Raw genomic sequence first — 23,729 nt, 5'->3', positions numbered from 1 at the left:
TCGGTGCCCGCCGATAGCCTCGCGGCGTGGTGAAGAAGAGCAACACCGTCCACCGGTGCGCGGAATGCGGGTACGAAACGGCTAAGTGGCTCGGCCGCTGCCCGGAATGCCAGGCGTGGGGCACGCTCGAGGAGCGCGGCTCCGCGAAACCGGCGATCGCGCGGGTGGCCGCCGGAGCGCCGAGCGCGCCCGCGAGGCCGATCGCCGAGGTGGACGTCGAGGCGGCCCGGGCGAAGGCCACCGGCGTGCCGGAGCTGGACCGCGTGCTCGGCGGCGGGCTCGTGCCCGGTGCGGTCGCGCTGCTGGCGGGCGAACCCGGGGTCGGCAAGTCCACGCTGCTGCTCGAAGTCGCCTATCAATGGGCGGTCACGGCCGGGCGTTCGCTGTACGTCACGGGCGAGGAATCCGCGGGACAGGTCCGGCTGCGCGCCGAGCGCACCGGCAACGTGCACGGTGAGATGTACCTCGCCGCGGAGAGCGACCTGTCCGCGATCCTCGGGCACGTCGACGCGGTGAAGCCGGGCGTGCTGATCGTCGATTCGGTCCAGACCATGGCGTCGCCGCAGGTCGAGGGCTCGCCGGGCGGGGTGACGCAGGTCCGCGCGGTCACCTCCGGGCTCGTCGCGCTGGCCAAGGAACGCGGGCTGCCGGTCGTGCTCGTGGGACATGTCACGAAGGACGGGTCGGTCGCCGGTCCGCGCGTGCTGGAGCACCTGGTGGACGTGGTGCTGCAATTCGAGGGCGACAAGCATTCGACGCTGCGGATGGTGCGCGGCATCAAGAACCGGTTCGGCGCGGCGGACGAGATCGGCTGTTTCGAACTCACCGAGGAAGGCATCGTCGGCGTGCCGGACCCGTCCGGCCTGTTCCTGAGCCGGACGGCGGAGCCGGTGCCGGGCACCGCGGTCACCGTCGCGGTCGAAGGCAAACGGCCGCTGCTGGGCGAGGTGCAGGCGCTGGTGTCGAGCAGCGGCATGCCGCAGCCGCGGCGCGCGGTGAGCGGCCTCGATTCGGCGCGGATCGCCATGGTGCTCGCCGTGATGGAAAAACGCGGCCGGATGAAGCTGGGCGACAAGGACGTCTACGTCGCCACGGTCGGCGGCATGAAGATCACCGAGCCCGCGATCGACCTGGCGCTGGTGCTCGCGCTGACCTCCTCACTGCACGACGTGGCCCTCTCGCCGCGATTGGTGGCGGTGGGCGAAGTCGGGCTGGCGGGCGAAATCCGGCGGGTGCCGAACGTCGCCCGCCGGCTGGCCGAGGCGGCCCGGCTGGGCTTCACGCACGCGTTGGTGCCGCCGGATTCCGGCAAGCTCCCGGACGGCATCCGGGTGCTGGAGGTGCCCGACGTGGCGAGCGCGCTCAACGCGGCGAATCACGCGAAATGATCAGTCTCCCGCCCGGTCGGTCGTCTCGGAGGAGAACTGGGCGGAGCTGACCAAGGTGCCGGGCGCGAAGCCGGTGACGGTGCTCGTGGAGAGCACCTGGATGTCGGTGAGCTGAAGCCGCGTCGCGTCGACTGAGACGAGCATTTTGTACGGGCCGGTGAACACCGCGTACTGCGTGAAGCCCGGACCGGTCTGCACCCGCTGGAAGCCGAGCGTCGGGTCGTCCATCGCTTTCATGAAGGCGAGCCGCAGCTCGCGCGACGCGTACCCGGAAGCGAGCACGTTCAGGATCATCCCGGTCGCCGACGGATAGCTGATGCGGCTAGGGACCTTCGGAGTGCCGTAAGCCAACGGCTGTGGCAGTGGCCCGTCGCCGATGGGCGACAGCGCCGGAGGGATGCGGTCCTTCAGGAGGCGATTGGCCAGGCTGTTGGGGTCGGTCGGCAGGCTCGCGACGAATTCCGGGGTCGGCAGGGACCAGCCCAGAGTGCCGGCGGGTGAATCTCCGCTGGGAATGCGGAAGTCGGGCGTGAACCGCCCGCCGGGCGCGGACTGCTCGGCCTGGGACGGCCCGGGCAATTTCGCGCTGTCCCGGGGCTCCCCGCCGAGCAGCGTCGGCGGTTCGGCCCGGGTCCAGCGGCGTTTCCAGATTCCGGTCGGGTCGGCCGGGATCCACAGGTCCACCTGGTCCCGAACCCTGAACACACTGGTCCCGTTCACCAACGCGGTGCGGCTGTACTTGGTCACGACGTGGTTGAACGGCGCGCCCGCTTCGCGGCCGTCCGTAGCGGAGCCTGTGCCCGCGGGCGCCAGCGTCGACGGTGCGCTGGCCAGTTCCCGGACCACGACCACGCCGCCGGTGACGAGCGCGACCGCCGCGGCGACCGCGATCCATCGCCACGCGCCGGAGCGCTGTTTCCGTTGCGGGACAACGGGTTCATCCGATTCGCTCACTGCCGCGGCGGCCCGCATCATGCTCGCGCGGGCTCGGTCGAGTTCGGCGCGGTCGGTGGTCTCCTCGTGCGGGTGCAGCGCGGCGAGGGCCTCGTCGAGTTCGGCGTCGGACCACAGATGCCGCACGGTGTCGTCGTTCACTGTTCCTTCGCCTCCTCGCGGCTCGATGCGCCTGGATTGGTGCGCAGCCATCTGCGGATCCGGTGCAGTCTCGAACGCACGGTGCCCGGCGGGATGCCGAGCGCCTCGGCGACTTCGACCGGTTCTAGCCCGGCCCACGAGACCAGCAGCAGCGTGTCGCGATCGGCGACGCTCAGCTTCGCGAGCGCACCGGCCAGCTGTGCCGTGCGGGCCTGCGCGTCCACCTGCTCGGCGACCCGGGTGTCGTGCCCGCCGTGGCCGCGGTCGCTGGAATTCGCGAGCCGTGCGGTGGCCCGCAGCGCCCGGGTTTCGCTGCGGACGTGATGGCGCAGCAGGTTCGTCGCGATCCCGTACAGCCACGAGCGCGCGGTACCTAGCTCCGGCTGATACGACTCCCGGCGGCGCAGCGCGACGAGGAACGTCTCGGCGACGAGGTCGTGCGCCGTGTCCGGGCCGACGCGGCGCGCGAGGTAGCGGTGCATGGTCGCCGCGTGCGCGTCGAACAGCCGCCCGAAGGCCGGGGCCGGATCGGGTCCGCCCAGGTCGGGGCGGTCCTGCGGGCCGGTCGCCACCGGCTCGGGACCGTCATGGGTCACCTGCATGCCTGTTCTTGCCCGCAGGGCGGGCGAGCGTTCACGACCTCACCAGATGGGGTGGTCGCTGAACTTCTCCAGCGTGCTCACCGACGGCCGGACGAACCAGAGCCCGGCGCTGTAGCCGATCAGGCCGATGGCGAAATTCGCGAACGTCGCGAGCAGTTCGGTGAAGCCGAGCTTGCCGTGGTTGCCCCAGAGATCCACCAGCGCGGACACCCCGAGCGCGATCAGGCAGCTGATCGACAGCGCGGTGAAACAGGCGGCCAGCGCCGCGCGCGTGCCGCGGGCCCGGGCGATCACCAGGTAGTCGCCCTGCAGACAGCGGCGTGCGGACAGCACCACCACGGCGGTGGCGAGCACGGACAGCATCGGCAGCAGCAGAGCGGCGAGACCGAGCAGGCCGCGCGGCAGGCTGTGCCCGTGCAGCGGACGGTTCACGAGTGCGGTGATGCCGAAAACGAGCAGCGTGCCGATCGCCAGCGAAACCCCGATGACCACGGACGCGACGCGCACCCGGGCGGCGAACAACGGCGGCAGCGGGGCGTACTCCGCGGACTGCTGCCCGTAGTACTGCTTCACCGCATCACCTCCGCGCCGGCAACCCGAACGAACGTGCAAATGCTCGTGAAGACCACCTTAACGGAATGCGATTCCGGCAAGGCGGCCTTCACGGCACTTGTCACCGAGGCGTGCTAACGGGCTTGCCTGATCAAGCCTTTTCGGCCAGCAGATTCGCGCACCGGATCAGGCCGATGTGCGAGTACGCCTGCGGGTGGTTGCCGAGCGAGCGCTCCGCGACCGGGTCGAACTGCTCCGGCAGCAGCCCGGTCGGGCCCGCCGCGCCGACGATCTGCGCGAACAGCTCCTCGGCCTCGTTGCGCCGCCCGGTGCACAGGTACGCCTCGATCAGCCAGGCCGCGCAGATGTGGAAGCCGCCCTCGCCGCCGGGGAGGCCGTCGTCGCGCCGGTAGCGGTACACCGTGGAACCGCTGCGGAGCTCGGCCTCGATCGCCGTCACGGTCTTCTGGAACCGCTCGTCCGCCGGGTCGATCAGGCCGGTCAGGCCCACGAACAGGGACGCCGCGTCGAGGTCGGTGCCGTCGTAGGCGGTGGTGAACGCCTGCACCTCTTCGTTCCAGCCGTGCTCGAGCACGTCGGCCTTGATCCGGTCGCGCAGCTGAGGCCAGGCTCCCGGGACTCCGCGGCCGTACTCGTCGCCGAGGCGCACCGCGCGGTCGATGGTCACCCAGCACATCACCCGCGAGTACACCCGGTGCCGCGGCACGTGCCGCTCTTCCCAGATGCCGTGGTCCGGCTCGTTCCAGCGCCGCGTGACGGCCTCGGCCATCGCGCGCACCATCTGCCAGTCCTCGTCGCGCAGTTCGCCGCGGACCTTCGCCAGCGTCGCGACCAGCTCCACGACCGGGCCGAACACGTCGAGCTGCACCTGGTGATTGGCCAGGTTGCCGACGCGCACCGGCCGCGAACCGGCGTACCCGGGCAGCGATTCGATGACCGCCTCCGCGCCGATGACGCTTCCGGCCAGCGTGTACAGCGGGTGCAGCCGCTCCGGGCCGGCCAGCGTGGCGAGCACGCCGTGCAGCCACTTCAGGTAGCCCTCGGCCTCCTCGTGCGAACCGAGGTGCACCAGCTCGCGCACGGTCATCGCGGCGTCGCGGATCCAGCAGTAGCGGTAGTCCCAGTTGCGGACCCCGCCGATCTCCTCCGGAAGCGACGACGTCGCGGCGGCCAGCACGCCGCCGGTGTCGGTGTTGACCAGCCCGCGCAGGGTCAGCGCGGAACGGCGCACCAGCTCGGTCTGGACAGTCGGCAGCTTGAGCTTCGCCGCCCAGTCGCTCCAGTACCGGCCCGCCCGGTCCCGGCGGTCCACTTCGGACAGTTCGTGGGCGGTGAAATCCGTGGTGCCGCAACGCAATTCGAGCACCACCGGCTGCTCCGGGGCCGGCTGGACGAGCGCGGTCGCGGTGTCCTGCAGGCCGTCGGAGGTGATCGACCATTCGACCCCCGGCGAGCGCAGCACGAACGGCTCCGACGTGCCCAGCACGCGCAGGCCCTCGGCCTCGGCGACCAGCTTCACCGGCACGCCGCCGAATTCCGGCCGCGGCGCGAACACGACCTGCGCCACCGCTTCGCCGGAGATCACGCGGACGAGGTCGGTGCGGTGCCCGGGGCTTTCCGGTTCGAGGTAGTCCGTGACGAGCAGCCGCGACCAGCGGGTCTCGACCGTCATCGTGTTCGGCAGGTACCGCTGCCCGAGCGGGAGCCCGTTGCGGTGCGGTTTGATCGAGAAGTGCCCGGCCCCGGGACCGCCGAGCAGGTCGGCGAACACCGCGGGGGCGTCCGGGCCGGGGTGGCACAGCCAGGTCAGCTTCGCGTCCGGCGTCACCAGCGCGACCGAACGCTCGTTGGCCAGCAGCGACAGCCGCTCGATCGGCGTCGCGGACTCGCCGTAGAGCCAGTTGCGCCGCTCTTCCAGCAGGAACGCGAGCACCATCGCGACGTCGACGGTGTCGGGCACGTGGTACTCGGCGAGCGATTCGCCGTCGCCGACCTTGATCCCGAGGTCCGGCCCGGCCAGCCGGGCGAACGCCTTCTCGTCGGTGACGTCGTCGCCGAGGAACACCGCGGCGGTGGCCCCGACCTGGTGGCGAAGGGTGTCGAGGGCGTTGCCCTTGTCGGTCTTCACGACCGCGAGTTCGACGACTTCCTTGCCGTCAGTGGTCGTGACGCCTTCCCACTTCGCCGGGCCTTCGTGCACGTCCGAGAGGACGCGCCGGCCCGCGTTGTGCTCGGCGCGGCGCACGTGCACCGCGATGCTCGCCGGCTTGACCTCGAGCGACACCCCCGGCACGTCGAGCACCAGCTGTTCCAGCTCGTGTTCGAGCCGCCGGTGCAGCGCCTTCGCGTCCTCGTCGAGCGCGTGGATGAAGCCGATGTCGAACTCGGATCCGTGACTGCCGACCAGGTTCACCTCGGACGGGAGCCGCGACAGCGTCGCGAGGTCCCGGAGAGCCCGGCCGGAGATCACGGCGGTGGTCGTTTCGTGCAGGCCGGCGAGAGATCTCAACGCGCCCACGGACTCAGGCAGCGGCCGCGCCTCGTCCGGGTTCGCGGTGATGGGGGCCAACGTGCCGTCGTAGTCGCAGGCGACCAGCAGGCGCGGGGTACGGGCGATCTGCACGATCGCGCGCCGTAGCTCCGCGGGCAACGCCTCGGCGGTCAACACTCCTCCTCAGGAGGTCCAGCGCGGTACGGGGGAGGGGGTCAGTCGGCCGGTTCGGCACCCAGCGCCTGGAGGAACGAACGCGCCCACCGGTCGACGTCGTGGGTGAGGACCTGTCGACGCATGGCGCGCATCCTGCGTCGGCCCTCGGCGGGGTCGAGCGTAATGGCAGCCTCCAACGCGTTCTTCACCCCGTCCAGATCGTGCGGGTTGACGAGGAAAGCGCTGGTCAGTTCGGCCGCCGCGCCGGCGAACTCGCTCAGCACCAGCGCGCCGCCCAGATCCGGCCGGCACGCGACGTACTCCTTGCAGACGAGATTCATCCCGTCGCGCAACGGAGTCACCACCATGACGTCGGCCGCGGAGAAGAAGGCGGCCAGCTCGGTGCGGTTCACGGATTGGTGCAAATAGTGCACGACCGGGTGGCCGACGCGGGCGAATTCGCCGTTGATCCGGCCGACCATCTGCTCGATCTCGCCGCGCATCCGCTGGTAGTGCTCGACGCGTTCGCGGCTCGGCGTGGCCAGCTGCACGAACGTGACGTCGCCGGGTTCGAAGCGGCCTTCGTGCAGCAGCTCGTGCAGCGCCTGCAGCCGCAGGTCGATGCCCTTGGTGTAGTCGAGCCGGTCGACGCCGAGCAGCACCGTCTTCGGGTTGCCCAGGTCGCGGCGGATCTGCTTGGTGCGTTCGACGACGCCCTTGCTGCGGGCGAGCGTGTCGAGGCCGGCCGCGTCGATGGAGATCGGGAACGCGCCGACGCGCACGGTGCGGTCGCCGACCTGCACCATGCCCGGCCGGGACCGGACGCCGACCGCGCCGCGGGTGGGTTCGAGGCCGACCAGCTGCCGGGCCAGCCACAGGAAGTTCTGCGCGCCGCCGGGCCGGTGGAAGCCGATCAGGTCCGCGCCGATCAGGCCGCGCACGATCTCCGCGCGCCACGGGAGCTGCATGAAGAGCTCGACCGGCGGGAACGGGATGTGCAGGAAGAAGCCGATGCGCAGGTCGGGCCGCAGCTCGCGGAGCATCCGCGGCACGAGCTGCAGCTGGTAGTCCTGGATCCACACGGTCGCGCCGTGCGCGGCGACGGTGGCGCTGGCCTCGGCGAAGCGGCGGTTGACCTTCACGTAGCTGTCCCACCACGCCCGGTCGAAAACCGGCCGCGCGACGACGTCGTGGTAGAGCGGCCAGAGCGTGGCGTTGGAGAAGCCCTCGTAGTAGTCGCGGACCTCGGCCGAGGTGAGCGACACCGGGTGCAGGACGAGCCCGTCGTCGTCGAACTCGTCCACCTCGACGTCCGGCACGCCCGGCCAGCCGACCCACGCGCCCTTGCGGGACCTGAGGAACGGTTCGAGCGCGGACACCAGTCCGCCGGGACTGGCCGTCCAGCGCTGTTCCCCGTCCGCGGTCCGTTCGAGGTCGACGGGCAGCCGGTTGGCCACCACGACGAAATCCGCGGACGGTGCGCTTTTCTCCTCGGCGATCGCGTCAGTCACTCCAGCTGCTCCCTCGTCATCGGCGGGTCGCGGCCCCACTGGAAACCCTAGCGCGCGCGGAGTGACCGGCCGGTGACCAACTGGTTACTCCAAACGCCTTTCGGTCGGTTCCATCGGCCCGGCGAGGCGGGGCCCGGAGAGCTTGCGCTCGAGCCTGCCGAGCCCGGTGCGGACCGGCTGGGCGAGGTATTCGCCCAGTACAACGCCCGCCGCGAGGGCGAGCCCGACGGCGACCGCGGTCATCAAGGTGGAGATGTTGCCGCCTGGCGACACTGCCAATTGGTATAGACCACGATAGGTGGAGAGGCCGGGGAGCAGCGGAGTGATCCCGGACACGGCGACCACGAGCGGAGTAACCTTCAGCCGCCGCGCCATGACGCCGCCGCAGAACCCGACGAGCGTCGCCGCGATCGCTGACGCGCTCACCGCGTCCAGCGTCGCGAGGATCAACGCGCCGTAGACGAGCGCACCGATCGCGCCCGCCGCGGCGGCGACGAGCATCGCGCGCAGTTTCGAGTACGAGGCGAGCGCGAAGCAGGCGGCCGCGCCCGCCCCGCCGATGACGATGATCGGCAGGTCCTGCGCGGTCGAGATCGGGACGTCGGGCAACGGCTTGCGCGGCAGTTCGAGCATCACCGCGATCCGCAGCGCGAGCACGACGCCCGCGATCAGCCCGGCACTCATCAACGCGGTTTCCATCGTGCGGCCGGACGCGGTGACGTAGTACCCGGTGATCCCGTCCTGCACCGCCGAAACCGTGGACAGCCCGGACAGCAGCACGGTGACCGCCGCGGCGACCACCAGCGTCGGCCGGTCGGTGGTGAGGATGTTGCTGCTGACGATGATCATCGCCGACAGCGTCGCGAACAGCCCGCCGACCACCTGCTGGAAGAAGAACGGGAGGTTGAACTTGTTGAGCAGCCTGCCGATCCGGTCGATCGCGGCGGAGATGACCATCGCGACGAGCGCGATGTCGAGACCCCCGCCGAGCAGCAGCGTGATGAACCCGGCCAGCCCACCCCAGGCGGCGGTCGCGGTCCAGCGCGCGTACGGGTGCGGAGCGGAGGTGATCCGGTCCAGTTCGGTGACCGCTTCCTCCGCCCCGGTGTTGCCGCGGACGATCTGGCGCACGAGCGCCTCGGTCTCGTTGAGCCGCGTGTAGTCGAGACTGCGCGAACGGACCACTCGCAACGCGGTGACCGGCGCGAGGTCCGTCCCGCGGTGGCAGGTGACGGTGATCGACGTGAAGATGACGTCGACCTCGCAGTGCGGCAGCCCGAGTGCGGAGGTGAGCGCGAGGATGGTCGCGGTGACGTCGGAAGCTCCGGCGCCACTGGCCATCTGGACTTCGCCGATCCGCAACGTGAGATCCAGAACGAAGTTGACGGTCGCGTCGTCGGGCGGCTTGGGCCCGAGCACCTCCTCGGACTCGACCGCCGGCTGTTCCGCCGTCGGAGCCTCGAGAATGTGCCAGGCGCGGCGGCGCAGAAGATTGGGCCGATGCCGCTGGCTGGACCGCGGGTGCGGAGGCTCGAGAATCGGCCACCGTCTGCGCGCGGCCCCCTGGCCGGTACGCTCGTTGATCTTCATGATCGATCCCCACCTCCTCGTTCGTTCCCGGGGACCATCGGCCGTACCGCCCCAGCTGTTGCAGTGGCGTCCGCCACACCTGTCATCGATCGTGCCGCATGGGGTTGGATCTTGTCGATTTTCGCTGCTGACCTGGGGGTTAGGGCGGGTTGTCCGGGTGCGGCCGGGGCAGCCCGATATACTTCGGGCGCGCCCGGTGCCGGGTGCGCGCCGGTATAGCTCAGTTGGTAGAGCATCTGTCTTGTAAACAGAAGGTCAGGGGTTCGAACCCCCTTGCCGGCTCCGTTTCGATCATGGACCTGTCCGGCCGTAGATAACCGCGTCGGCTGGTACCTGAAACATGTTTCGGCCGCTGCGGTCGGCGACCCCGTGCTCAAACTCGACGACCGTCACCGCGACGTTGTCGTGAGGTCGTCATCCACCACTCGCGTGGCTGTGCCGTTGAGGTATGCCATCACGCGAGAATGCCGTATCCGCAACGACATCGCGGTGGTTCAGGCAGCGGACCGCGGGAGATCAGCGGCGGGCAAATCGATCGCGGCCCGACCGGCGTCGGTGAGGAGCGCCGGGACGCGCTCGCCGCGGCGGCCTGCGCGCAGCGGGACCACCAAGGCGAACCGGGCGAGGCGGTGGGCGGTGAACTGGTCGCAGCACGCGACGCCGTCGATGTAGAGATCGGGTTCGCAGCTGCAGGTCATTTCGGCGCGGCCGAGGCCGACGGCCGTGAGGGTGGCTCGCTCGCGATGGTTCAGCGTAAGGATCTCGGCCGACATGACTGCCTCGCTGGTGGGTTCGCTCAGTGCTTCACCCCACTGTCCGAGATCCTTCTGGTGCCAGCCAGATCCAGTTTCGAGCCTATTTCGTGGTACCAGCTGAGGTGAGGCAGCGGCACCGGACACGTTTCCGTGCGTCCGGTGCCGCTTCGAGCGGGTCGTCTGGAAAATCAGAACCCGTCGCAGGTGGCGGTCGCGAAGTTGCCCGACGCCTTCGCCGTCTTGGCTTCCTTGCCGTCCACGACGACCTTGCAGGTCACTTCTCCGCCGTCGGCGCCGGTGGTCACCGACAGGCTGCCGCCCTTGAACAGGCCCTTCGTGGTGATGTCTTTCGACCACGGCAGGGTCTGCGGCTGGTCCTGGTTGGAGGACGCGTTGCCGTCGCCGATGGTGGTGTAGCTGATCGAGGCTTCCTTCGCGGTGCCGGTTACCTCGTAGTGGATCGTCACCGTGCGGTTTGCTTCGGTGTTGATCTCGTTGACGGCCTTGGCGGTCGTCACGGTCCACACGATGCACATCGCCAGGCCGATCACCGAGAGCACCAGACCGGCGATCGAGAGGCCCTTGTTCGTGGCCTTTCCGGACCGCGTCCGGACGAAGCCGAGCGCGGAGAAGATGATCCCGAGGATCACCAACGGCCACGCGATGAGCCCGATGACCGGGATGAACGAGAAAATCAGGCCGACCAGTCCGAGCACGAACCCGGCGGTGCCGAGCCCGTTCTTCGGCGGGAGCTGGTGGGCCGGCGGGGCCGCCTGGGGTGCGGGCGGCGGGGGATAGTCAGGGGCGGACATTAAGAGCCTTTCGTGATCGACCGTGCACAAACAGGTCGCACTAGTCGCCACGGGTGTTACGTCATTTCTGGTATCAGTTCGGGCGCGGCTCCACGTGCACTCGTTCTCCCTGCAGTCCGAAGAGGATCAGCAGCTCAACCGCACCGCCGTCGGCCGAGCCGAGCCAATGGGGTTCCGTCGTGTCGAACTCCGCTGCCTCGCCGGGCGGGACCGTCAGGTCCTTCGCGCCTACGATTAACCGCAGGTGTCCATTGAGGACGTATAGCCATTCGTAGCCGCTGTGCGTTTTCAATGCGGGTTCCGCAGAACGGCCGGGGATCAGCATTTTGTACGCGTGCACCCCGCCCGGTCGCCGGGTGAGCGGCACGTAGGTCATCCCGTGCTGGTGGATCGGGCGCAGGTGGACGCGCGGGTCGCCGGCGCGGGGCGCGCCCACCAGGTCGTCGATCGGGACGTCGTAGGCGCGCGACAGCGGAAGCAGCAGTTCCAGGTTCGCCCGGCGCTGGCCGTTTTCCAGGCGGGACAGGGTGCTTTCCGAAATGCCGGTCTCGGCCGACAGGTCGGCCAGGGTGATGCCGCGCCGGTTGCGCAGGGTTCGCAGCCTCGGGCCGACCGCGTCCAGGACTTCGTCGATCTCACGCATAACACCCCAGTCTCGCCCAAACGGGAGACTGGGGTGCGGCCCGTGTCAGCTGACCAGTTCGGGAGCCGGTTTCGCGGCACGTCGCGCGGGGGCGGTTTCCGGGAGGATCAGCAGGCAGACCAGGCTCAGCACGAGCAGCGCGGCCAGGTAGTAGCCGACCGCGAGAGCGTCTCCGGTCGCGGCGACGATCCGGTTGGCGATCATCGGCGACAGGCCGCCGCCCAGCACCGCGCCGACGTGGTAGCCCACGCCGAGACCGGACTGGCGCTGCTCTCGCGGGAACAGCTCGGCGAACCAGGTGTACATCGGTCCAAAGAGGATTCCGGTGGCGGTGAAACCCAGCAGCAGCGCGACGAACACCGAGCTGACGGTGCCCGCCGAGGCGATCGGGAACATCACCAGCGCGGCGGCGATGGACAGGACCGAGCCGGTCAGCATCACCGGTTTGCGGCCGATCCGGTCGGACAGCCAGGCGGCTCCGACGTTCGCGGCGGCGTGGCACAGGAGGGTGATCGTCGAAATGGTGACGATCGGGGCGCGCGGGAGGCCGAGGCCTTCCGGGGCGGCGGCGGTCGCGTACGACAGCATGAACGTGACTAGCGCGAAAGTGCAGGCGGTGAGACCGAGGTTCGCTCCGGCGATCAGCAGCAGCCGTCGCCAATTCGAGCGGAGGACGTCGGCGAGCGGCTTTTTCGCGCGCGTTTCGGCGGCGGCCATTTTCTCGAATTCCGGGCTTTCCGATACGCCGCGGCGGACCCAGATGCCAATCGCCAGCACAATGCCGCCGGCGAGGAACGGGAGACGCCAGCCCCAGCTCATGATGTCGTCGTTGGGCAGCAGGAGAACCAGTGCGAAGGCCAGGTTCGCCAGCACGACGCCGATCGGCGAGCCGAGTGCGACGAAGGAACCGTAGAGGCCACGCCGTTTTTCCGGCGCGTGCTCAACGGCGAACACGGCCGCTCCGGCGCTTTCCCCGCCGCGGGCGGCGCCGTGCAGCAGGCGCAACCCGACGAGCAGCAGGGGCGCGGCGATGCCGATCACCGCGTACGGCGGGAGAACGCCCATGCCCAGTGTCGCGAAACCCATCAACAGGAACGCGGCGTACAGCGCGGTCCGGCGGCCGCGACGGTCGCCGATCCAGCCGAAAAGCGCCGCGCCCAGCGGGGCCATCACGAAGCCGATCGCGAAGGTCGCGAGGCTCATGAAGGTGCCGAACCAGGCGTTGCCGGTCTTGAAGAACACCGACCCGAACACCAGCGCCGCCGCGGTGCCGTAGATCGAGAAGTCGTACATTTCCAGGGAAGTGCCGACGCCGGCGGCGAATCCGAGCCGCAGCACGCCGGGAGAGTGCGCTTCGTCGCGCTTGGCCATAGCAGGCCTTTCGTCGTCTCGCGCGAGAATGCGCGGAGTGTCCGGTGGTGGGGAAACGGTGGACACAGCTTAGGGAAAGCGTGACGAAGGAGGCAAAGTCCGATTTGCGGCGGATTGATAAATAAAATCGATCAATTAATAGACAGGACGGCCGGAATCGCGAGGATTCCGGCCGCCTCCGTCAGTACAGTTCGATCACCAGTTTTTCCGAGCGGGCGCGCGACACGCACAGCGCCATCTGGTCCCCGGAAGCCTTGTCGCTGGCCGAAAGACACTGGTCCCGGTGCTCCGGCGTGCCCTCCAGCACCCCGGAAACGCACGATCCGCAGATGCCTTCCTCGCACGATTTGAACACCTCGATCCCGTTGTCGGTCAGCACCGACAGGATCGACCGGTCGGCCGGGATCTCGAACACCTCGCCGGTGTCGAGTTCGACGGTGAACGGCTGATCTCCGCTCGTGTCGACCTCGGCCGCGGTGAAATGCTCGACGTGCACCTGCGTTTCGCCGACCACCGGCGCGAACACGCCGGTGACCTGCTCCATGAACCCTTCCGGGCCGCAGGTGTAGACGTGTCCGGCGGGACCGAGCCCGGCAGCCACTTCCGTCAGCACGGCGGGCTGTTCGTCGCGCGGAACGCCGAAATACAGCAGCACCCGGTCCCGGAATTCAGCCTGTTCTTCAAGCAGCGAAACAAAAGCCGCCGACTCCCGGTCGCGCGCGAAGTAGTGCAGTTCGAATTCCGCACCGTCCGCGTGCAGCTGATAAGCCAGGCTCAGCAACGGAGTGATGCCGATGCCGCCCGCGATCAGCACGTGCCGGTCCGCGCCCGGAGCCAGCGAGAGCAGGTTCCGGGACTCGCCGACCTCGAGCTTGTCGTTCTCCGCGACGGCGTGCAGCGCCTCGGAACCACCGCGCGAATCCGGCTCCCGTTTCACCGCGATGAGCAGCGACGACGTGTCGTCCGGCCGCCCGCACAGCGAATACTGGCGCAGGATCCCGGTCGGGCCGGTGACGTCGACGTGCGCGCCGGCGGGGTGCGGGTCGAACGGCAGACCGTCGGCGCGGACGAGGCGAAGCGCCCGGATCCCGGGCGCTTCCTCGACGACCTCGGCCACGCGGACCACGGTGTTCGGCATCGGCTCTCCGTTTCAGGGCAAGGGAGTTCAGCGCAGGTAAAGGCCGCCGTTGGCGTCCCAGCAGGCCCCGGTGACCGAGGCCGCGCCGGGCGAGGCGAGCAGCGACACCATCCGCGCGATGAACGCCGGGTCGCCGAGCCGTCCGACGGGGATGTTCTTCGTGAAGGCCTCGAGGTTGTCCTCGCCGACGATCGAATGCACCATCGGGCTGTCCAGCGGCCCCGGGGACACGGAGTTCACCGTGACTCCGCGCGAGGCGAGTTCGCGCGCGAACACCTTCGTCGCGGACATGATCGCGCCCTTGGACGACGCGTAGTGCCCGCCGGTCGCGGTGCCGCCGTTCTGGCCGGCCAGCGACGCCATGTTCACGATCCGCCCGTAACCCTGCTCGGCGAAGTACGCGCCGAAGAGCTGGCAGGCGGTGAACGTGCCGGTGAAGTTGACCGCGAGGACCGCGTCGAGGTCTTCCGGCGTGATCTCCATCAGCGGGGCCGCCTGAGTGCGGGCCGCGTTGTTGACCAGCACCTGGACGCTGCCGAAATCGCGGACGACGTCGTCTTTCAGCTGCGCGAGCGCTGCCCGGTCCCGCACGTCGACCGCGTAGCCACGGCAGTTGCCAAGGGACGCGGCCAGTTTCTCGGCCGCTTCGCCGTTGACGTCCGCGATCGCGACGCGGTAGCCCTCGGCGTGCAGCTGCCGCACAATCGCTTCTCCGAGACCGCTCGCGCCGCCGGTGACCACGGCGACGTGCGGCTCCGCTGGCGCGCTCACAGCAGGAATCCCGCGGCCGGAACGGCTTCGTCGCTGTTGACTAGCCGGACGACCTTCAACGCGATCCGGGCGCCTTCCGGCGACAACTGGATGCGATGCACCAGATCCGCTGCCCACAGGTCGTGGTTGCCTCGCTTGTAGGCGACCAGGATCTGCGCCGAACGCAGCACAACTTCGTTGTCCGAAACGGATTCCGGTACGAATCGCGACACCGTGCGCACGGTGCGGGCGGAATCGACGGCGGCGAGCGCGTAGCCCTCGGTCATCCGCGCGATGCGCATCTGCCGCATCCGCGCGTCGTCGTAGACCATGTTCAGCGAGCCGGCGAAATCGTCGGTGTCCCGGTCGATCGGGATGACGTAAATGCCGTCCTCGGTGAACAGCTTCTCCCACCCGTGATACTCCGTGCGGTCCAGCAGTTCTGCCTCGCGGTTGACCAGTTCGACGGCGCGTGCGACGCGAGGGTCAGTGACGGGGATGGTTTCAGTCATCGCCCATCATCTCCTTCCACTGGGCGTACGCGGCGCGCATGCCGGTTTCGTCGGTGACGTGCGAGGTCGGCCAGCCTTCGGGGCTCGCCTTCTCCCGCGCCAACCCGCGGTTGACCAGGATCGGCAGGTCCGGGCCGCCGTGCGCGCCGCGCTGCACGCGGTCCCAGCCCTCGGCGTCGTCCGGCGTGCCGAACCCGAACGGACCCTGGAAGTGCTCGTGGATGCGCATCCGTTCGCGATTCACGATGTCCAGCTCCGGCGGTCCGTCCGGACCGATCGCGACGTGCTCGATCAAGGTCTCGTTGACCGAAATCGGCCGCAGCACGCGGAAAAACGCCGCGGACATCGAAACGTTCGGGAACAGGTTGAGGTTGAATCCGGTGCCGTGCATGGCCCGGACGACCTTGCGCACCTGCGCCTCGTCCAGCGTCTTCGACAGCTCGGCCACGACGTGGTCGAAGCGGCCCTGCAGCGGTTCGGTGCCGTCGTCGACGTCCAGGTCGGAGTGCTCCGGCACCATCTGCATGACGCTGTGGCCGTTGCCGAGCGAATGCGTGATCGCCGACGGATCGGTCATGAACGACATCATGTCGGCGGTTTCCGCGTCCACCGAAGCCATCCACGACCGGTGCACGATCGGGAAGTGATAGCCGTCGGTGGTGTTCTCCAACTGGATCTTCCAGTTGCCGCGGAACTTGAACTGGTGCTTGCCCAGCACCTTGATCGGATAACCGCCGCCCTGCTTCATGAAACGGTCGATCCACAGTTTCGCGTCGCCGAGGAAGTCCTCAAGGGACTCAGCGTCCTCGTCGAAGGTCGCGAAAACCATGCCGCCGTACGACTCGGTGCGCAGTTTCTTCAGCGACAGTTCGCCCTTTTCCAAGACGCCTTCGTAGCCGTCGGGATAAGGGATGCCGCGCAGCTTGCCGTCGAGGCCGTAGCTCCAGGCGTGGTACGGGCAGGTGAAGCCGTTGGCCTTGCCGCTCGGCTTCTCACAGAGGCTTGCACCGCGGTGGCGACAGCGGTTGAGCATCGTGTGCAGCGTGCCCTTGCGGTCGCGGGTCACGATGACGGGCTGGCGGCCGACATAAGTGGATTTGAAGTTACCTGGCTGCGCCAATTCGCTTTCGTGCGCCACCCACACCCACGAACGCTCGAAGATCTGCGTCATCTCGCGTTCGAAGATTTCGGGGTCGGTATACAGCCGGGCGGCGACGCGGTCGCTTTCGGCGAAATCCGCGGGAACGCTCGCGTTCTCAGTCATGAGGTCTCCGATTTTCAGTCGGGCAGTTCGACGTCTTCGCGGACGGTCAGCGGACGGCCGATCCGGGCTTCGATCTTGGCGAAGCGCCACAGCTTGACGCCGTTGCTGCCGACCTCGGTCGTGCGCAGCAGGTTGCAACCGGCCTTGACGGTTTCCTGGCTGTCGGCGTCGGCGAGGATGTAGCAGGTCCACGGCCAGCCCTCAGACGGGCCGACCATGTGCGCGTCGTCGTCGATGTCACCGATGAAAGTGATGCCCGGCAACGCTTTCAGCTGGTCCATCATGGACACGAAGGACTGCCAGACGTCGCCGATGGTGATGCCGTCGGCGGGCAGGTCGAAGAAGTTCTGGTTGATGCCGATGCAGAAAAGCACCCGCAGGGGCTGCGTGCTCACAGTCGGAGACTCCTCGTCGTGGTGGTGGCTGGTCAGCGGAAGCCGGGGCTGGTCGGCGGCTGTCCCATGAGAACCGCGCCGGCGGCGTCGTGGATGGCCGGGCCCAGGAACGCATGCTGCTTGGGTACCAGTGCGTCGCCCTGAAGTCCACGCAGCGGATGCGTCGAGTAGATCGGCGCGGTGCCGGAAATCTCGACGAGCTTCGAGACGACCTCGGACGACGTCTTGGCAAGGTGTGCGGCCGAAAGCCGCAGCTGGGCGTTCTGCTCGTCGCTGGCCTCGTCACCGGAGACGACGGTGTCCCAGACCTCGTGGCTGACCTCGTAGAACCAGGCGCGCGCGGACCGCAGCGCGGCCTCGGCGTCGGCGTACCCGGTGCGGTAGTAGCCGCGGTCGGCGAGCTTCGGCGCGCCGGTGACGCCGGTGTAGCCAGCGCCGACCTCGCGGGCGTGGTCGAGCGCGGCACGCGCGACACCCGCGCCGACGATAGCGAGAACCTGTGCGGCGTAAGCGATTGTGGGGTAGCGGTAGAGCGGCTCGTCGACCATGGGCGCGCCGCCGCGGATGAACGTCCACTCGCGCGGGACGTCGACGTCGCGCACGACCAGGTCGAACGAACCGGTGCCGCGCATGCCGACGACGTCCCATTCCTGGACGATCTCGACCTGGTCGGGCCGCAGCAGCGCGGTGCGCGGTTTCCCGCCGGTCGATTCGTCGCCGGGGATGCCGACGCCGAGGATGTCCGCGCCCATGCAGCCGCTGGCGAACTTCCAGCGACCGTCCACGCGGAAGCCGGTTTCGGTCGCCGGGGCGGGCTGGACCGGGAAGAGACCGCCGGCGAACGCGACGTCCGGGCCGTTCTTATACAGCTCGGCCTGCGTGTCCAGCGGGAGCGCGGCGAGGTAGATCAGCGACGAGCCGAAGCTGGCGACCCAGCCGGTTGAACCGTCCACAGTGGAAATTCGCTCGATCAGGCGGAGGAATTCGGCGGGCGGGAGCGGGTTGCCGCCGAACTTCGCCGGCGTGCTGGCCCGGTAGATGCCGAGCTGCTTGAGCCGGTCGATGAAGTCCCGCGGAACGTAGCGCTGCTGCTGGAACTCGTCCTTGCGCGTGGCGAGCTCGGCGAGCACCTCCTCCATGGTGACTTCGCTCATCGCTGCTCCTCAGAATGCCGGTGCGGTCGTTCCGACGGTACGAACCACGGCGGCGCGCGGGAATTGGTAGTGCCTGAGCGGGCGTAGGGGATTTCTTCAGTGCGAGCCGCCAGCCAGGGGCTTTACGCTGAGCCGATGGAGGCAGACCCGCGCGCGCCAGAGCTGACGACGCACGATTTCGTCGCGATGCTCAACGCCAGCCGTACGTGCGTGCTCGTGCACGACGGCGCGACGAAGAACATCCTGTGGGCCAACCCGGCCGCGTGCGAGATGCTCGAATGGAGCGTCACCGAGCTGCGGCCGTTGAAGGCGAACCACATGAGCAGCTCCGCGCAGCAGTACGACCGGGTGATCGGGCGGGCGTGGCTGCAGGAGGCGGTCGACAAGGGCGTCAGCCGGATCGAATGGCACTACCGCACGAAATCCGGCCGGGTGATTCCGACGGACGCGGTGGCTACCCGAGTCGAACTGGCGCAAGGCCCGGCCGTGATGGTGCAGTTCCGCGACATCGAACGCGAGCAGGAAATCGAGCGTGAGCTGCGGTTGACCACGTCCTGGGTCGATGCGCTGGCCCGGCACACCTCCGCGCTCGCGGTGATGCTCGACGCTTCGGGCGCGCTGCGATTTGTCACCGACTCCGCGGCGGAGCTGTTCGGGGCGACCCCGGACGAGCCGCTCGGCTGTCTCACAGACCACGCTGGCCTGCGCCTCGACGACCGTCCGGCCACGTGGGACGAGGTCCGCGAGCGGGCCGCGCCGGGCACGCCGGTGCGGCTGGAGATCCAGGGTCGCGTGTGGCTGGAGGGGAGCGTCGAACGTCTTCGAGAGCCTGGTGGGGACGCGTTTCTGATGCTGCTTTACGACGTGTCCGAACGCGTCCGCGGCGAGGTCCGACGCGAGCGGGAGCTGCACCGGGAGAACTACCTGGCGCGCTACACCGCGATGGGCGATATGGCGATGGCGATCGCGCACGAACTGAGCCAGCCGCTCGCCGCCGCCGGCAACTTCCTGGCTGGGGTGCGATCGCGGACACTCGATGCCGCGCCCGTGGTGTACGGCATCGACAGCGCCGTCCGGCAGATCGAACGGGCGAGCCAGATCGTGTCGTCGGTGCGGGCGTTCGTCGGGCATCTGGAGCATGTGGAGCAGGTGGCTGACCTCAACGAGATTGTCGAGGAATGCCTGTATTTCGTGCGATTGCGCGCGGAACCGGCCGCGATCGAGGTGACCTTCGACCGGTCCGCCGACGCCGTGCCGGTGCACTGCGAACGCGTGCTGACCGGCCAGGTCGTGCTGAACCTGTGCTTCAACGCGATCGAGGAAATGGCCCAGTGCCCCCAGCAGCGGCGCAGTCTGGTGCTCACCACGCGCCGCGACGGCGACACCGGCGTGGTCACTGTGGACGACCGGGGTCGCGGCTTCCCGCGCAACCCGTTCGACGAGTCGTTCACCGCGAAGGAGCGCGGCAGCGGCATCGGACTGGCGCTGAGCCACCGCATCATCACCCGCCAGCACGGGACGATCTGGGCCGAACACCGCGCGGGCGGCGGTTCGACGTTCGGCTTCGCACTGCCCGCGACCGGCCCGGGTTAGGAATTCTTCAGCTGTGCCGGGGAAGTTCTCGATACCCCGCGACCGGTGCGGCTTTGTACGGTCAAAGGAGTCCCGGCCCCAGTCCTAGGAGGCACCGTGTCCGAGCTGACCCGGACCCAGCGCGAGTTCCGCACCGCGATGGCCAACCTCTCCGCGGCCGTCAACGTCGTGACCACCGCGGGCCCGCACGGCCTCGCCGGCATGACGGTGAGCGCCGCCTGCTCGGTCACCGACAGCCCGCCGACCGTGCTCGTGTGCGTCAACCGGTCGAGCCGGTCGCACGCGATCCTGGTCGGCAACGGCCAGGTCTGCGTCAACGTCCTCGGCCCCGGCCAGGAGGACCTGGCCATGCACTTCGCCGGCGCGACGAAGGTGCCGACCGCCGACCGTTTCAGCGAGGACTGCTGGGACCTCGACAGCGAGGACGCCCCGGTCCTGCGCGGCGCGGCGGCCTCGCTGGTCGGCCGGATCGTCGCCGAGCAGGAGCACGGGTCGCATTCGGTGCTGTTCGTCGAGATCGAAAAGGTGCTGACCGCCCCGGACAGCGGTGCTTTGGTGTACTTCCAGCGCCGCTTCCACCGGCTTGCCGCACTCAGCGCCTGATCGAGGAGAACCCGTGGACCGGATGACCCTGACCTGCTACAACGACACGCACGGCTACGGCTGGCGGCACGTCGACCTCTTCGTGCACGACGAGCACGGCCGCGAACTGGACTGGGTGCACTGGCAGGTGCCGGCCGACGGTCCGGACGCCGCCGACGAGGCCACCGCGCGCGTCGAACCGCTGCTGCGCCGGACGTCCGACTGGCGGCATTCGGTCAGCGCGAGCGGCATGGACTACTGGACCGCCGACGCCGCCTGGACCCAGCCGTGACCGCCCCGTGGTCGCTGCGCGCCCTGGTCGCCGATCTGACCGCTGGCCGGACGACGCCGGAAGCCGCTAGCGCCGAGGCCCGCTCGCGAATCGCGGCGGCTTCCTTCGACGCCTGGGTTTCGTCGGCTTACGTGCCTGCGTCTACGGGTCCGCTGGGCGGGGTTCCGTTGGGCGTCAAGGACATCATCGACTTGGCCGGACTCCCGACCCGCTGCGGCTCCGTCCTGCGCGCGGACGCTCCACCGGCCACTGTGGACGCTTCGATCGTGCGCGAATGGCGTCGGGCCGGAGCGGTGCCGGTCGGCAAGACGGTCACCACGGAATTCGCTTTCTTCGCGCCTGGCCCCACGGATAACCCCGCTGCGCCCGGTCACACGCCCGGTGGTTCCTCCAGCGGTTCGGCGGCTGCCGTTGCCGCTGGACACGTCCCGTTGGCTTTGGGCTCGCAGACCGCTGGCTCGGTCACGCGCCCGGCCGCGTTCTGCGGAGTCGCTTCGCTGGTCATGAGCCGGGGCCGGTTCCCGGTCGACGGCGTCACCGGCCTGAGCCCGAGCCTCGACAGCCACGGCATGTTCACCGCGACGGTTTCCGATCTGGCTTTGGCCTGGTCAGCGTTGTCGGGGGAGCCGGAGGCTGCTGTTTCTCCGGCTCCGCGATTGCTCGTGTGGTCGTCCGAGGACGCGACTCCAGCGATGCGGAACGCACTTGGTTCCGCGGTTGCCGGGCTGCGAGCCGCCGGTGCCGTGGTCGACGAATTCCCAGACCCGGCTCTGGTCCCCGCTTTGACCGCCGCGCACCCCGTGGTGATGGCCTACGAGGCGGCGCGGGAACGTTCTGTTGAGCTTGCCTCCGCGGACCGGCTCAGCGCTCCCTTGGCGCAATTGCTGCGTACCGGTGCGGAGATGCCGCTCGCGGAATACGAAGCCGCGCAGGACGTCGTCGCTTCTGGTGCTTCTCGGCTCGCCGAAATCGTGGCCGGTTATGACGCCGTCCTCGCCCCTGCCGCGCTCGGGTCGGCCCCTGCCGGCCTGACCGCGACCGGCGATCCCGTGCTCAGCCGCCCTTGGCAAGCGCTGGGCCTGCCGGTCATCGCCGTGCCCGGCCTGCGCGACGAGGCTGGATTGCCGTTGGGATTGCAGCTAGTCGGCAGTTCTTTGGGGGAAACCGCGTTGCTGGCCACCGGCCGCTGGACGGAGACCGCGCTCAAACGGTGACGCGATGGGTGAGGATGTCGCGGACCAGCGTCCCCAGGCTGTCCGCCGACGTCTTCGCCTTGATCCGCGCCCGATGCACGTCGACGGTCTTGACGCTGGTGCCCAGCCGATGCGCGATCGCCTGGCTGGGCATCCCGTCGACCACCAGCCGCAGCACCTCGCGCTCGCGCTGGGTCAGCGTGTCGAGCCGAGCCCGGACCGCCTGCCGCTCCGCATGCTCCGCGAACCGGCGGCGCGCCTCGATGAGCTGGGTCTGGACCACCTCGACCATGCGCTGGGCCTGATAAGGCTTCTCCAGGAAATCGACCGCGCCCGCGGTGAGCGCACGGACCGACATCGGAATATCGCCGTGCGCGGAGCAGAAAATCAGCGGAGCCGGACAGTCGATTTCCGCGAGCTTTTCCTGCAGTTGAAAACCGCTGATCGCGGGCATTCGCACATCGACGATCACGACCGCGGGCTCGGCCGGATCGAACTCGTCCAGGAAGGTTTGCGCGTCCGGATAGGTCAGCGCCTGCACGCCGACGCTCTCCAACAGGAACACCAGGGACTGCCGGAGGTCCTCGTCGTCGTCCACCACGTGCACGACCGGGTCGTCGCTCATGGCTTCATCAGCACCGACGCCGAGGGATAGTCGCTGGCCCAGCCTGCCGGAAGCGGAGCGATGAAGACGTTTTCGGTGCGAGTGCGGGTGATCCGCCAGGTGTCGCCGACGCGACGGAACGCGTTGTTCAACCGGCTGGACCGCAGGAGCGCCTTCCCGTCGGAGAACAGCCACGGTTGCATGTGGATCCATTGCCCGGTGGCCTCGTCGCCGTCGACGTGGATTTGCTCGGAGGTGAGGTAATGCGCGTTCAGCAGAAGTTCGGGGTCTTTTTTCTCGCCCCAGAACCGCTGGAAATGCGCCCGGATAGCGTCGGCGCCTTCCGCGCGCCCGAACTGCCCGTCGTAGTACTCGCCGACGCCCTCCCAGACGGCGTCCTCGGTGTAGAGCGCCATGATGAGGTCGATCCGCTCACTGTCGTCGGCGACGCCGAACTCCGGGCAGGGAGTGTCGCAGAGGAACATGTAGCGCGCCTGCACCCGCCGGATCTCCGCCTCGGCTTCGAGCACCCCGACCCGCCTGATCAGCCCCGCGACGGTCTCCTCCAGCGCGGCGACCCGCCGGTCCGTGTCCGGGTTGGCGGGTGCGGGGTGGTCGAGAGACATCGTTTTCCTCACCAGAGAAGTCGTGACGGGTGGCGCTTCGTGCCGAGTCTGGCCCTTCGGTGCGGTTTTCGGCTCGTTGACAGGGTAACCGGACCAGACCGCGCCGGGCATTGGCAGCTTGTGACCAGCCTCTGCCCCGTTCGGAAGGGTTGTCAATCGGATCGGTGAGTTATGCGGGGCGTGTTTCAAACCCGGGGTGGTGGTTATCAATGGCGGGTTTGGCGGGGTGTGATTGATGGGTGGGTTGTTTGCGGGGTGGTGCTTCGGGGAGTCGCTTCCGGTTCGCTGCTATGCGGTCTGTGCGCTCTTCGTCGGGGCCGGGAATGTGTTGCTTGCTGGGTGATTTCTGGGCCGCTTCCGGTCTGCTGTTATCCGGTCGGCGCGCTCCTCGGCGGGGTGGAGATGCGTCGCTTGCTGAGTGGCTCTCGGGGGCCGCTTCCGGTCCGCTGCTATGTGGTCGGTGCGCTGCTTGGCGGGGCTGGGGATGTGTTGCTTGCTGAGCGACTTTCGGGACCGCTTCCGGCCCGCTGCTGTGGTCCGTGCGCTCCTCGGCGGGGTGGAGGTGCGTCGGCTCTCGGGGGCCTGCTTCTGGGCTGCCGCAGGGCCTCCCGGAGGGGGTGCTGCGGCGAAGAGGTGGGT

Annotated in this window: 23 protein-coding genes and 1 tRNA gene; 6 read left to right on the top strand and 18 right to left on the bottom strand. The window is 68.9% G+C overall.

Annotated features, from left to right (window positions below; all coding sequences use genetic code 11):
- The first annotated feature begins 26 nt into the window (after positions 1-26).
- Positions 27-1,388, top strand: coding sequence for a DNA repair protein RadA (gene radA / locus ABD156_RS01865; RefSeq protein WP_344265295.1), 1,362 nt, complete (start codon positions 27-29; stop codon positions 1,386-1,388).
- On the opposite strand, the gene ABD156_RS01860 is transcribed toward radA, so the two are convergent.
- From ABD156_RS01860 to ABD156_RS01835, 6 genes are all read right to left on the bottom strand, one after another.
- A complete protein-coding gene (locus ABD156_RS01860; protein ID WP_344265292.1) occupies positions 1,389-2,483 on the bottom strand; it encodes a hypothetical protein in 1,095 nt (364 codons plus the stop codon).
- On the bottom strand, positions 2,480-3,085 hold the full coding sequence (locus ABD156_RS01855; RefSeq protein WP_344265289.1) for an RNA polymerase sigma factor: 606 nt from the start codon (positions 3,083-3,085) through the stop codon (positions 2,480-2,482). The genes ABD156_RS01860 and ABD156_RS01855 overlap by 4 nt, the downstream gene beginning before the upstream one ends.
- Positions 3,086-3,124: 39 nt before the next feature.
- Positions 3,125-3,658, bottom strand: coding sequence for a hypothetical protein (locus ABD156_RS01850; RefSeq protein WP_344265286.1), 534 nt, complete (start codon positions 3,656-3,658; stop codon positions 3,125-3,127).
- Between the two features lie 130 nt (positions 3,659-3,788).
- On the bottom strand, positions 3,789-6,323 hold the full coding sequence (gene otsB / locus ABD156_RS01845; protein WP_344265283.1) for a trehalose-phosphatase: 2,535 nt from the start codon (positions 6,321-6,323) through the stop codon (positions 3,789-3,791).
- Positions 6,324-6,364: 41 nt separating this feature from the next.
- A complete protein-coding gene (locus tag ABD156_RS01840; RefSeq protein ID WP_344265278.1) occupies positions 6,365-7,816 on the bottom strand; it encodes an alpha,alpha-trehalose-phosphate synthase (UDP-forming) in 1,452 nt (483 codons plus the stop codon).
- 84 nt (positions 7,817-7,900) lie between these two features.
- A complete protein-coding gene (locus ABD156_RS01835; RefSeq protein ID WP_344265275.1) occupies positions 7,901-9,406 on the bottom strand; it encodes a threonine/serine exporter family protein in 1,506 nt (501 codons plus the stop codon).
- Between the two features lie 209 nt (positions 9,407-9,615).
- Between ABD156_RS01835 and ABD156_RS01830 the strand changes: the two genes are divergently transcribed.
- Positions 9,616-9,688 (top strand) — tRNA-Thr (locus ABD156_RS01830).
- Between the two features lie 212 nt (positions 9,689-9,900).
- Here ABD156_RS01830 and ABD156_RS01825 read toward each other — a convergent pair.
- The 10 genes from ABD156_RS01825 to ABD156_RS01780 form a co-directional block, all read right to left on the bottom strand.
- A complete protein-coding gene (locus ABD156_RS01825) occupies positions 9,901-10,179 on the bottom strand; it encodes a hypothetical protein (RefSeq protein ID WP_344265272.1) in 279 nt (92 codons plus the stop codon).
- A gap of 170 nt (positions 10,180-10,349) precedes the next feature.
- Positions 10,350-10,973 carry a DUF4190 domain-containing protein gene (locus tag ABD156_RS01820; RefSeq protein ID WP_344265269.1) on the bottom strand — a complete coding sequence of 208 codons (624 nt, stop codon included), beginning with the start codon at positions 10,971-10,973 and terminating at the stop codon, positions 10,350-10,352.
- Positions 10,974-11,046: 73 nt separating this feature from the next.
- The gene (locus tag ABD156_RS01815) at positions 11,047-11,616 is read right to left on the bottom strand and encodes a helix-turn-helix domain-containing protein (RefSeq protein WP_344265266.1); all 570 of its coding nucleotides are present in this window, start codon (positions 11,614-11,616) and stop codon (positions 11,047-11,049) included.
- 45 nt (positions 11,617-11,661) lie between these two features.
- Positions 11,662-12,987, bottom strand: a complete 1,326-nt coding sequence (locus tag ABD156_RS01810; protein WP_344265263.1) for an MFS transporter — start codon at positions 12,985-12,987, stop codon at positions 11,662-11,664.
- A gap of 181 nt (positions 12,988-13,168) precedes the next feature.
- The gene (locus ABD156_RS01805) at positions 13,169-14,125 is read right to left on the bottom strand and encodes a PDR/VanB family oxidoreductase (RefSeq protein ID WP_344265260.1); all 957 of its coding nucleotides are present in this window, start codon (positions 14,123-14,125) and stop codon (positions 13,169-13,171) included.
- 27 nt (positions 14,126-14,152) lie between these two features.
- On the bottom strand, positions 14,153-14,896 hold the full coding sequence (locus ABD156_RS01800) for an SDR family NAD(P)-dependent oxidoreductase (protein ID WP_344265257.1): 744 nt from the start codon (positions 14,894-14,896) through the stop codon (positions 14,153-14,155).
- Complete coding sequence (locus ABD156_RS01795; protein ID WP_344265254.1) at positions 14,893-15,387, bottom strand: aromatic-ring-hydroxylating dioxygenase subunit beta; 495 nt, start codon at positions 15,385-15,387, stop codon at positions 14,893-14,895. Before ABD156_RS01795 ends, ABD156_RS01800 begins: the two co-directional genes overlap by 4 nt.
- On the bottom strand, positions 15,380-16,651 hold the full coding sequence (locus ABD156_RS01790) for an aromatic ring-hydroxylating oxygenase subunit alpha (protein WP_344265251.1): 1,272 nt from the start codon (positions 16,649-16,651) through the stop codon (positions 15,380-15,382). Before ABD156_RS01790 ends, ABD156_RS01795 begins: the two co-directional genes overlap by 8 nt.
- A gap of 14 nt (positions 16,652-16,665) precedes the next feature.
- A complete protein-coding gene (locus ABD156_RS01785) occupies positions 16,666-17,046 on the bottom strand; it encodes a hypothetical protein (RefSeq protein WP_344265248.1) in 381 nt (126 codons plus the stop codon).
- A gap of 32 nt (positions 17,047-17,078) precedes the next feature.
- Complete coding sequence (locus ABD156_RS01780) at positions 17,079-18,200, bottom strand: acyl-CoA dehydrogenase family protein (protein WP_344265245.1); 1,122 nt, start codon at positions 18,198-18,200, stop codon at positions 17,079-17,081.
- Between the two features lie 135 nt (positions 18,201-18,335).
- Between ABD156_RS01780 and ABD156_RS01775 the strand changes: the two genes are divergently transcribed.
- From ABD156_RS01775 to ABD156_RS01760, 4 genes are all read left to right on the top strand, one after another.
- Complete coding sequence (locus ABD156_RS01775; protein WP_344265242.1) at positions 18,336-19,793, top strand: PAS domain-containing sensor histidine kinase; 1,458 nt, start codon at positions 18,336-18,338, stop codon at positions 19,791-19,793.
- 96 nt (positions 19,794-19,889) lie between these two features.
- Complete coding sequence (locus tag ABD156_RS01770; RefSeq protein WP_344265239.1) at positions 19,890-20,396, top strand: flavin reductase; 507 nt, start codon at positions 19,890-19,892, stop codon at positions 20,394-20,396.
- A gap of 22 nt (positions 20,397-20,418) precedes the next feature.
- A complete protein-coding gene (locus tag ABD156_RS01765) occupies positions 20,419-20,667 on the top strand; it encodes a hypothetical protein (protein ID WP_344266668.1) in 249 nt (82 codons plus the stop codon).
- Positions 20,664-21,881 (top strand): amidase, encoded by a 1,218-nt coding sequence (locus tag ABD156_RS01760; RefSeq protein ID WP_344265236.1) that lies wholly within the window; start codon positions 20,664-20,666, stop codon positions 21,879-21,881. The genes ABD156_RS01765 and ABD156_RS01760 overlap by 4 nt, the downstream gene beginning before the upstream one ends.
- Here the strand turns inward: ABD156_RS01760 and ABD156_RS01755 are convergent.
- Positions 21,871-22,485, bottom strand: a complete 615-nt coding sequence (locus ABD156_RS01755) for a response regulator transcription factor (protein ID WP_009084166.1) — start codon at positions 22,483-22,485, stop codon at positions 21,871-21,873. The genes ABD156_RS01760 and ABD156_RS01755 overlap by 11 nt on opposite strands.
- A complete protein-coding gene (locus ABD156_RS01750) occupies positions 22,482-23,090 on the bottom strand; it encodes a nuclear transport factor 2 family protein (protein ID WP_344265230.1) in 609 nt (202 codons plus the stop codon). The genes ABD156_RS01755 and ABD156_RS01750 overlap by 4 nt, the downstream gene beginning before the upstream one ends.
- Positions 23,091-23,729: the final 639 nt, after the last annotated feature.

The organism is Amycolatopsis albidoflavus (assembly GCF_039525725.1).
Taxonomy (GTDB): Bacteria; Actinomycetota; Actinomycetes; order Mycobacteriales; family Pseudonocardiaceae; genus Amycolatopsis; species Amycolatopsis albidoflava.
The sequence above is the reverse complement of the archived record's forward strand: the minus strand, read 5'-3'. Positions and strand labels throughout refer to the sequence as shown.

Excerpts from the sequence above, each read along its gene's own strand:
- ABD156_RS01855 (WP_344265289.1), bottom strand. The coding sequence starts at position 3,085 with ATGCAGGTGACCCATGACGGTCCCGAGCCGGTGGCGACCGGCCCGCAG.
- ABD156_RS01835 (WP_344265275.1), bottom strand. The coding sequence starts at position 9,406 with ATGAAGATCAACGAGCGTACCGGCCAGGGGGCCGCGCGCAGACGGTGG.
- ABD156_RS01825 (WP_344265272.1), bottom strand. The coding sequence starts at position 10,179 with ATGTCGGCCGAGATCCTTACGCTGAACCATCGCGAGCGAGCCACCCTC.
- ABD156_RS01820 (WP_344265269.1), bottom strand. The coding sequence starts at position 10,973 with ATGTCCGCCCCTGACTATCCCCCGCCGCCCGCACCCCAGGCGGCCCCG.
- ABD156_RS01815 (WP_344265266.1), bottom strand. The coding sequence starts at position 11,616 with ATGCGTGAGATCGACGAAGTCCTGGACGCGGTCGGCCCGAGGCTGCGA.
- ABD156_RS01810 (WP_344265263.1), bottom strand. The coding sequence starts at position 12,987 with ATGGCCAAGCGCGACGAAGCGCACTCTCCCGGCGTGCTGCGGCTCGGA.
- ABD156_RS01805 (WP_344265260.1), bottom strand. The coding sequence starts at position 14,125 with ATGCCGAACACCGTGGTCCGCGTGGCCGAGGTCGTCGAGGAAGCGCCC.
- ABD156_RS01795 (WP_344265254.1), bottom strand. The coding sequence starts at position 15,387 with ATGACTGAAACCATCCCCGTCACTGACCCTCGCGTCGCACGCGCCGTC.
- ABD156_RS01790 (WP_344265251.1), bottom strand. The coding sequence starts at position 16,651 with ATGACTGAGAACGCGAGCGTTCCCGCGGATTTCGCCGAAAGCGACCGC.
- ABD156_RS01780 (WP_344265245.1), bottom strand. The coding sequence starts at position 18,200 with ATGAGCGAAGTCACCATGGAGGAGGTGCTCGCCGAGCTCGCCACGCGC.
- ABD156_RS01775 (WP_344265242.1), top strand. The coding sequence starts at position 18,336 with ATGGAGGCAGACCCGCGCGCGCCAGAGCTGACGACGCACGATTTCGTC.
- ABD156_RS01765 (WP_344266668.1), top strand. The coding sequence starts at position 20,419 with ATGACCCTGACCTGCTACAACGACACGCACGGCTACGGCTGGCGGCAC.
- ABD156_RS01755 (WP_009084166.1), bottom strand. The coding sequence starts at position 22,485 with ATGAGCGACGACCCGGTCGTGCACGTGGTGGACGACGACGAGGACCTC.
- ABD156_RS01750 (WP_344265230.1), bottom strand. The coding sequence starts at position 23,090 with ATGTCTCTCGACCACCCCGCACCCGCCAACCCGGACACGGACCGGCGG.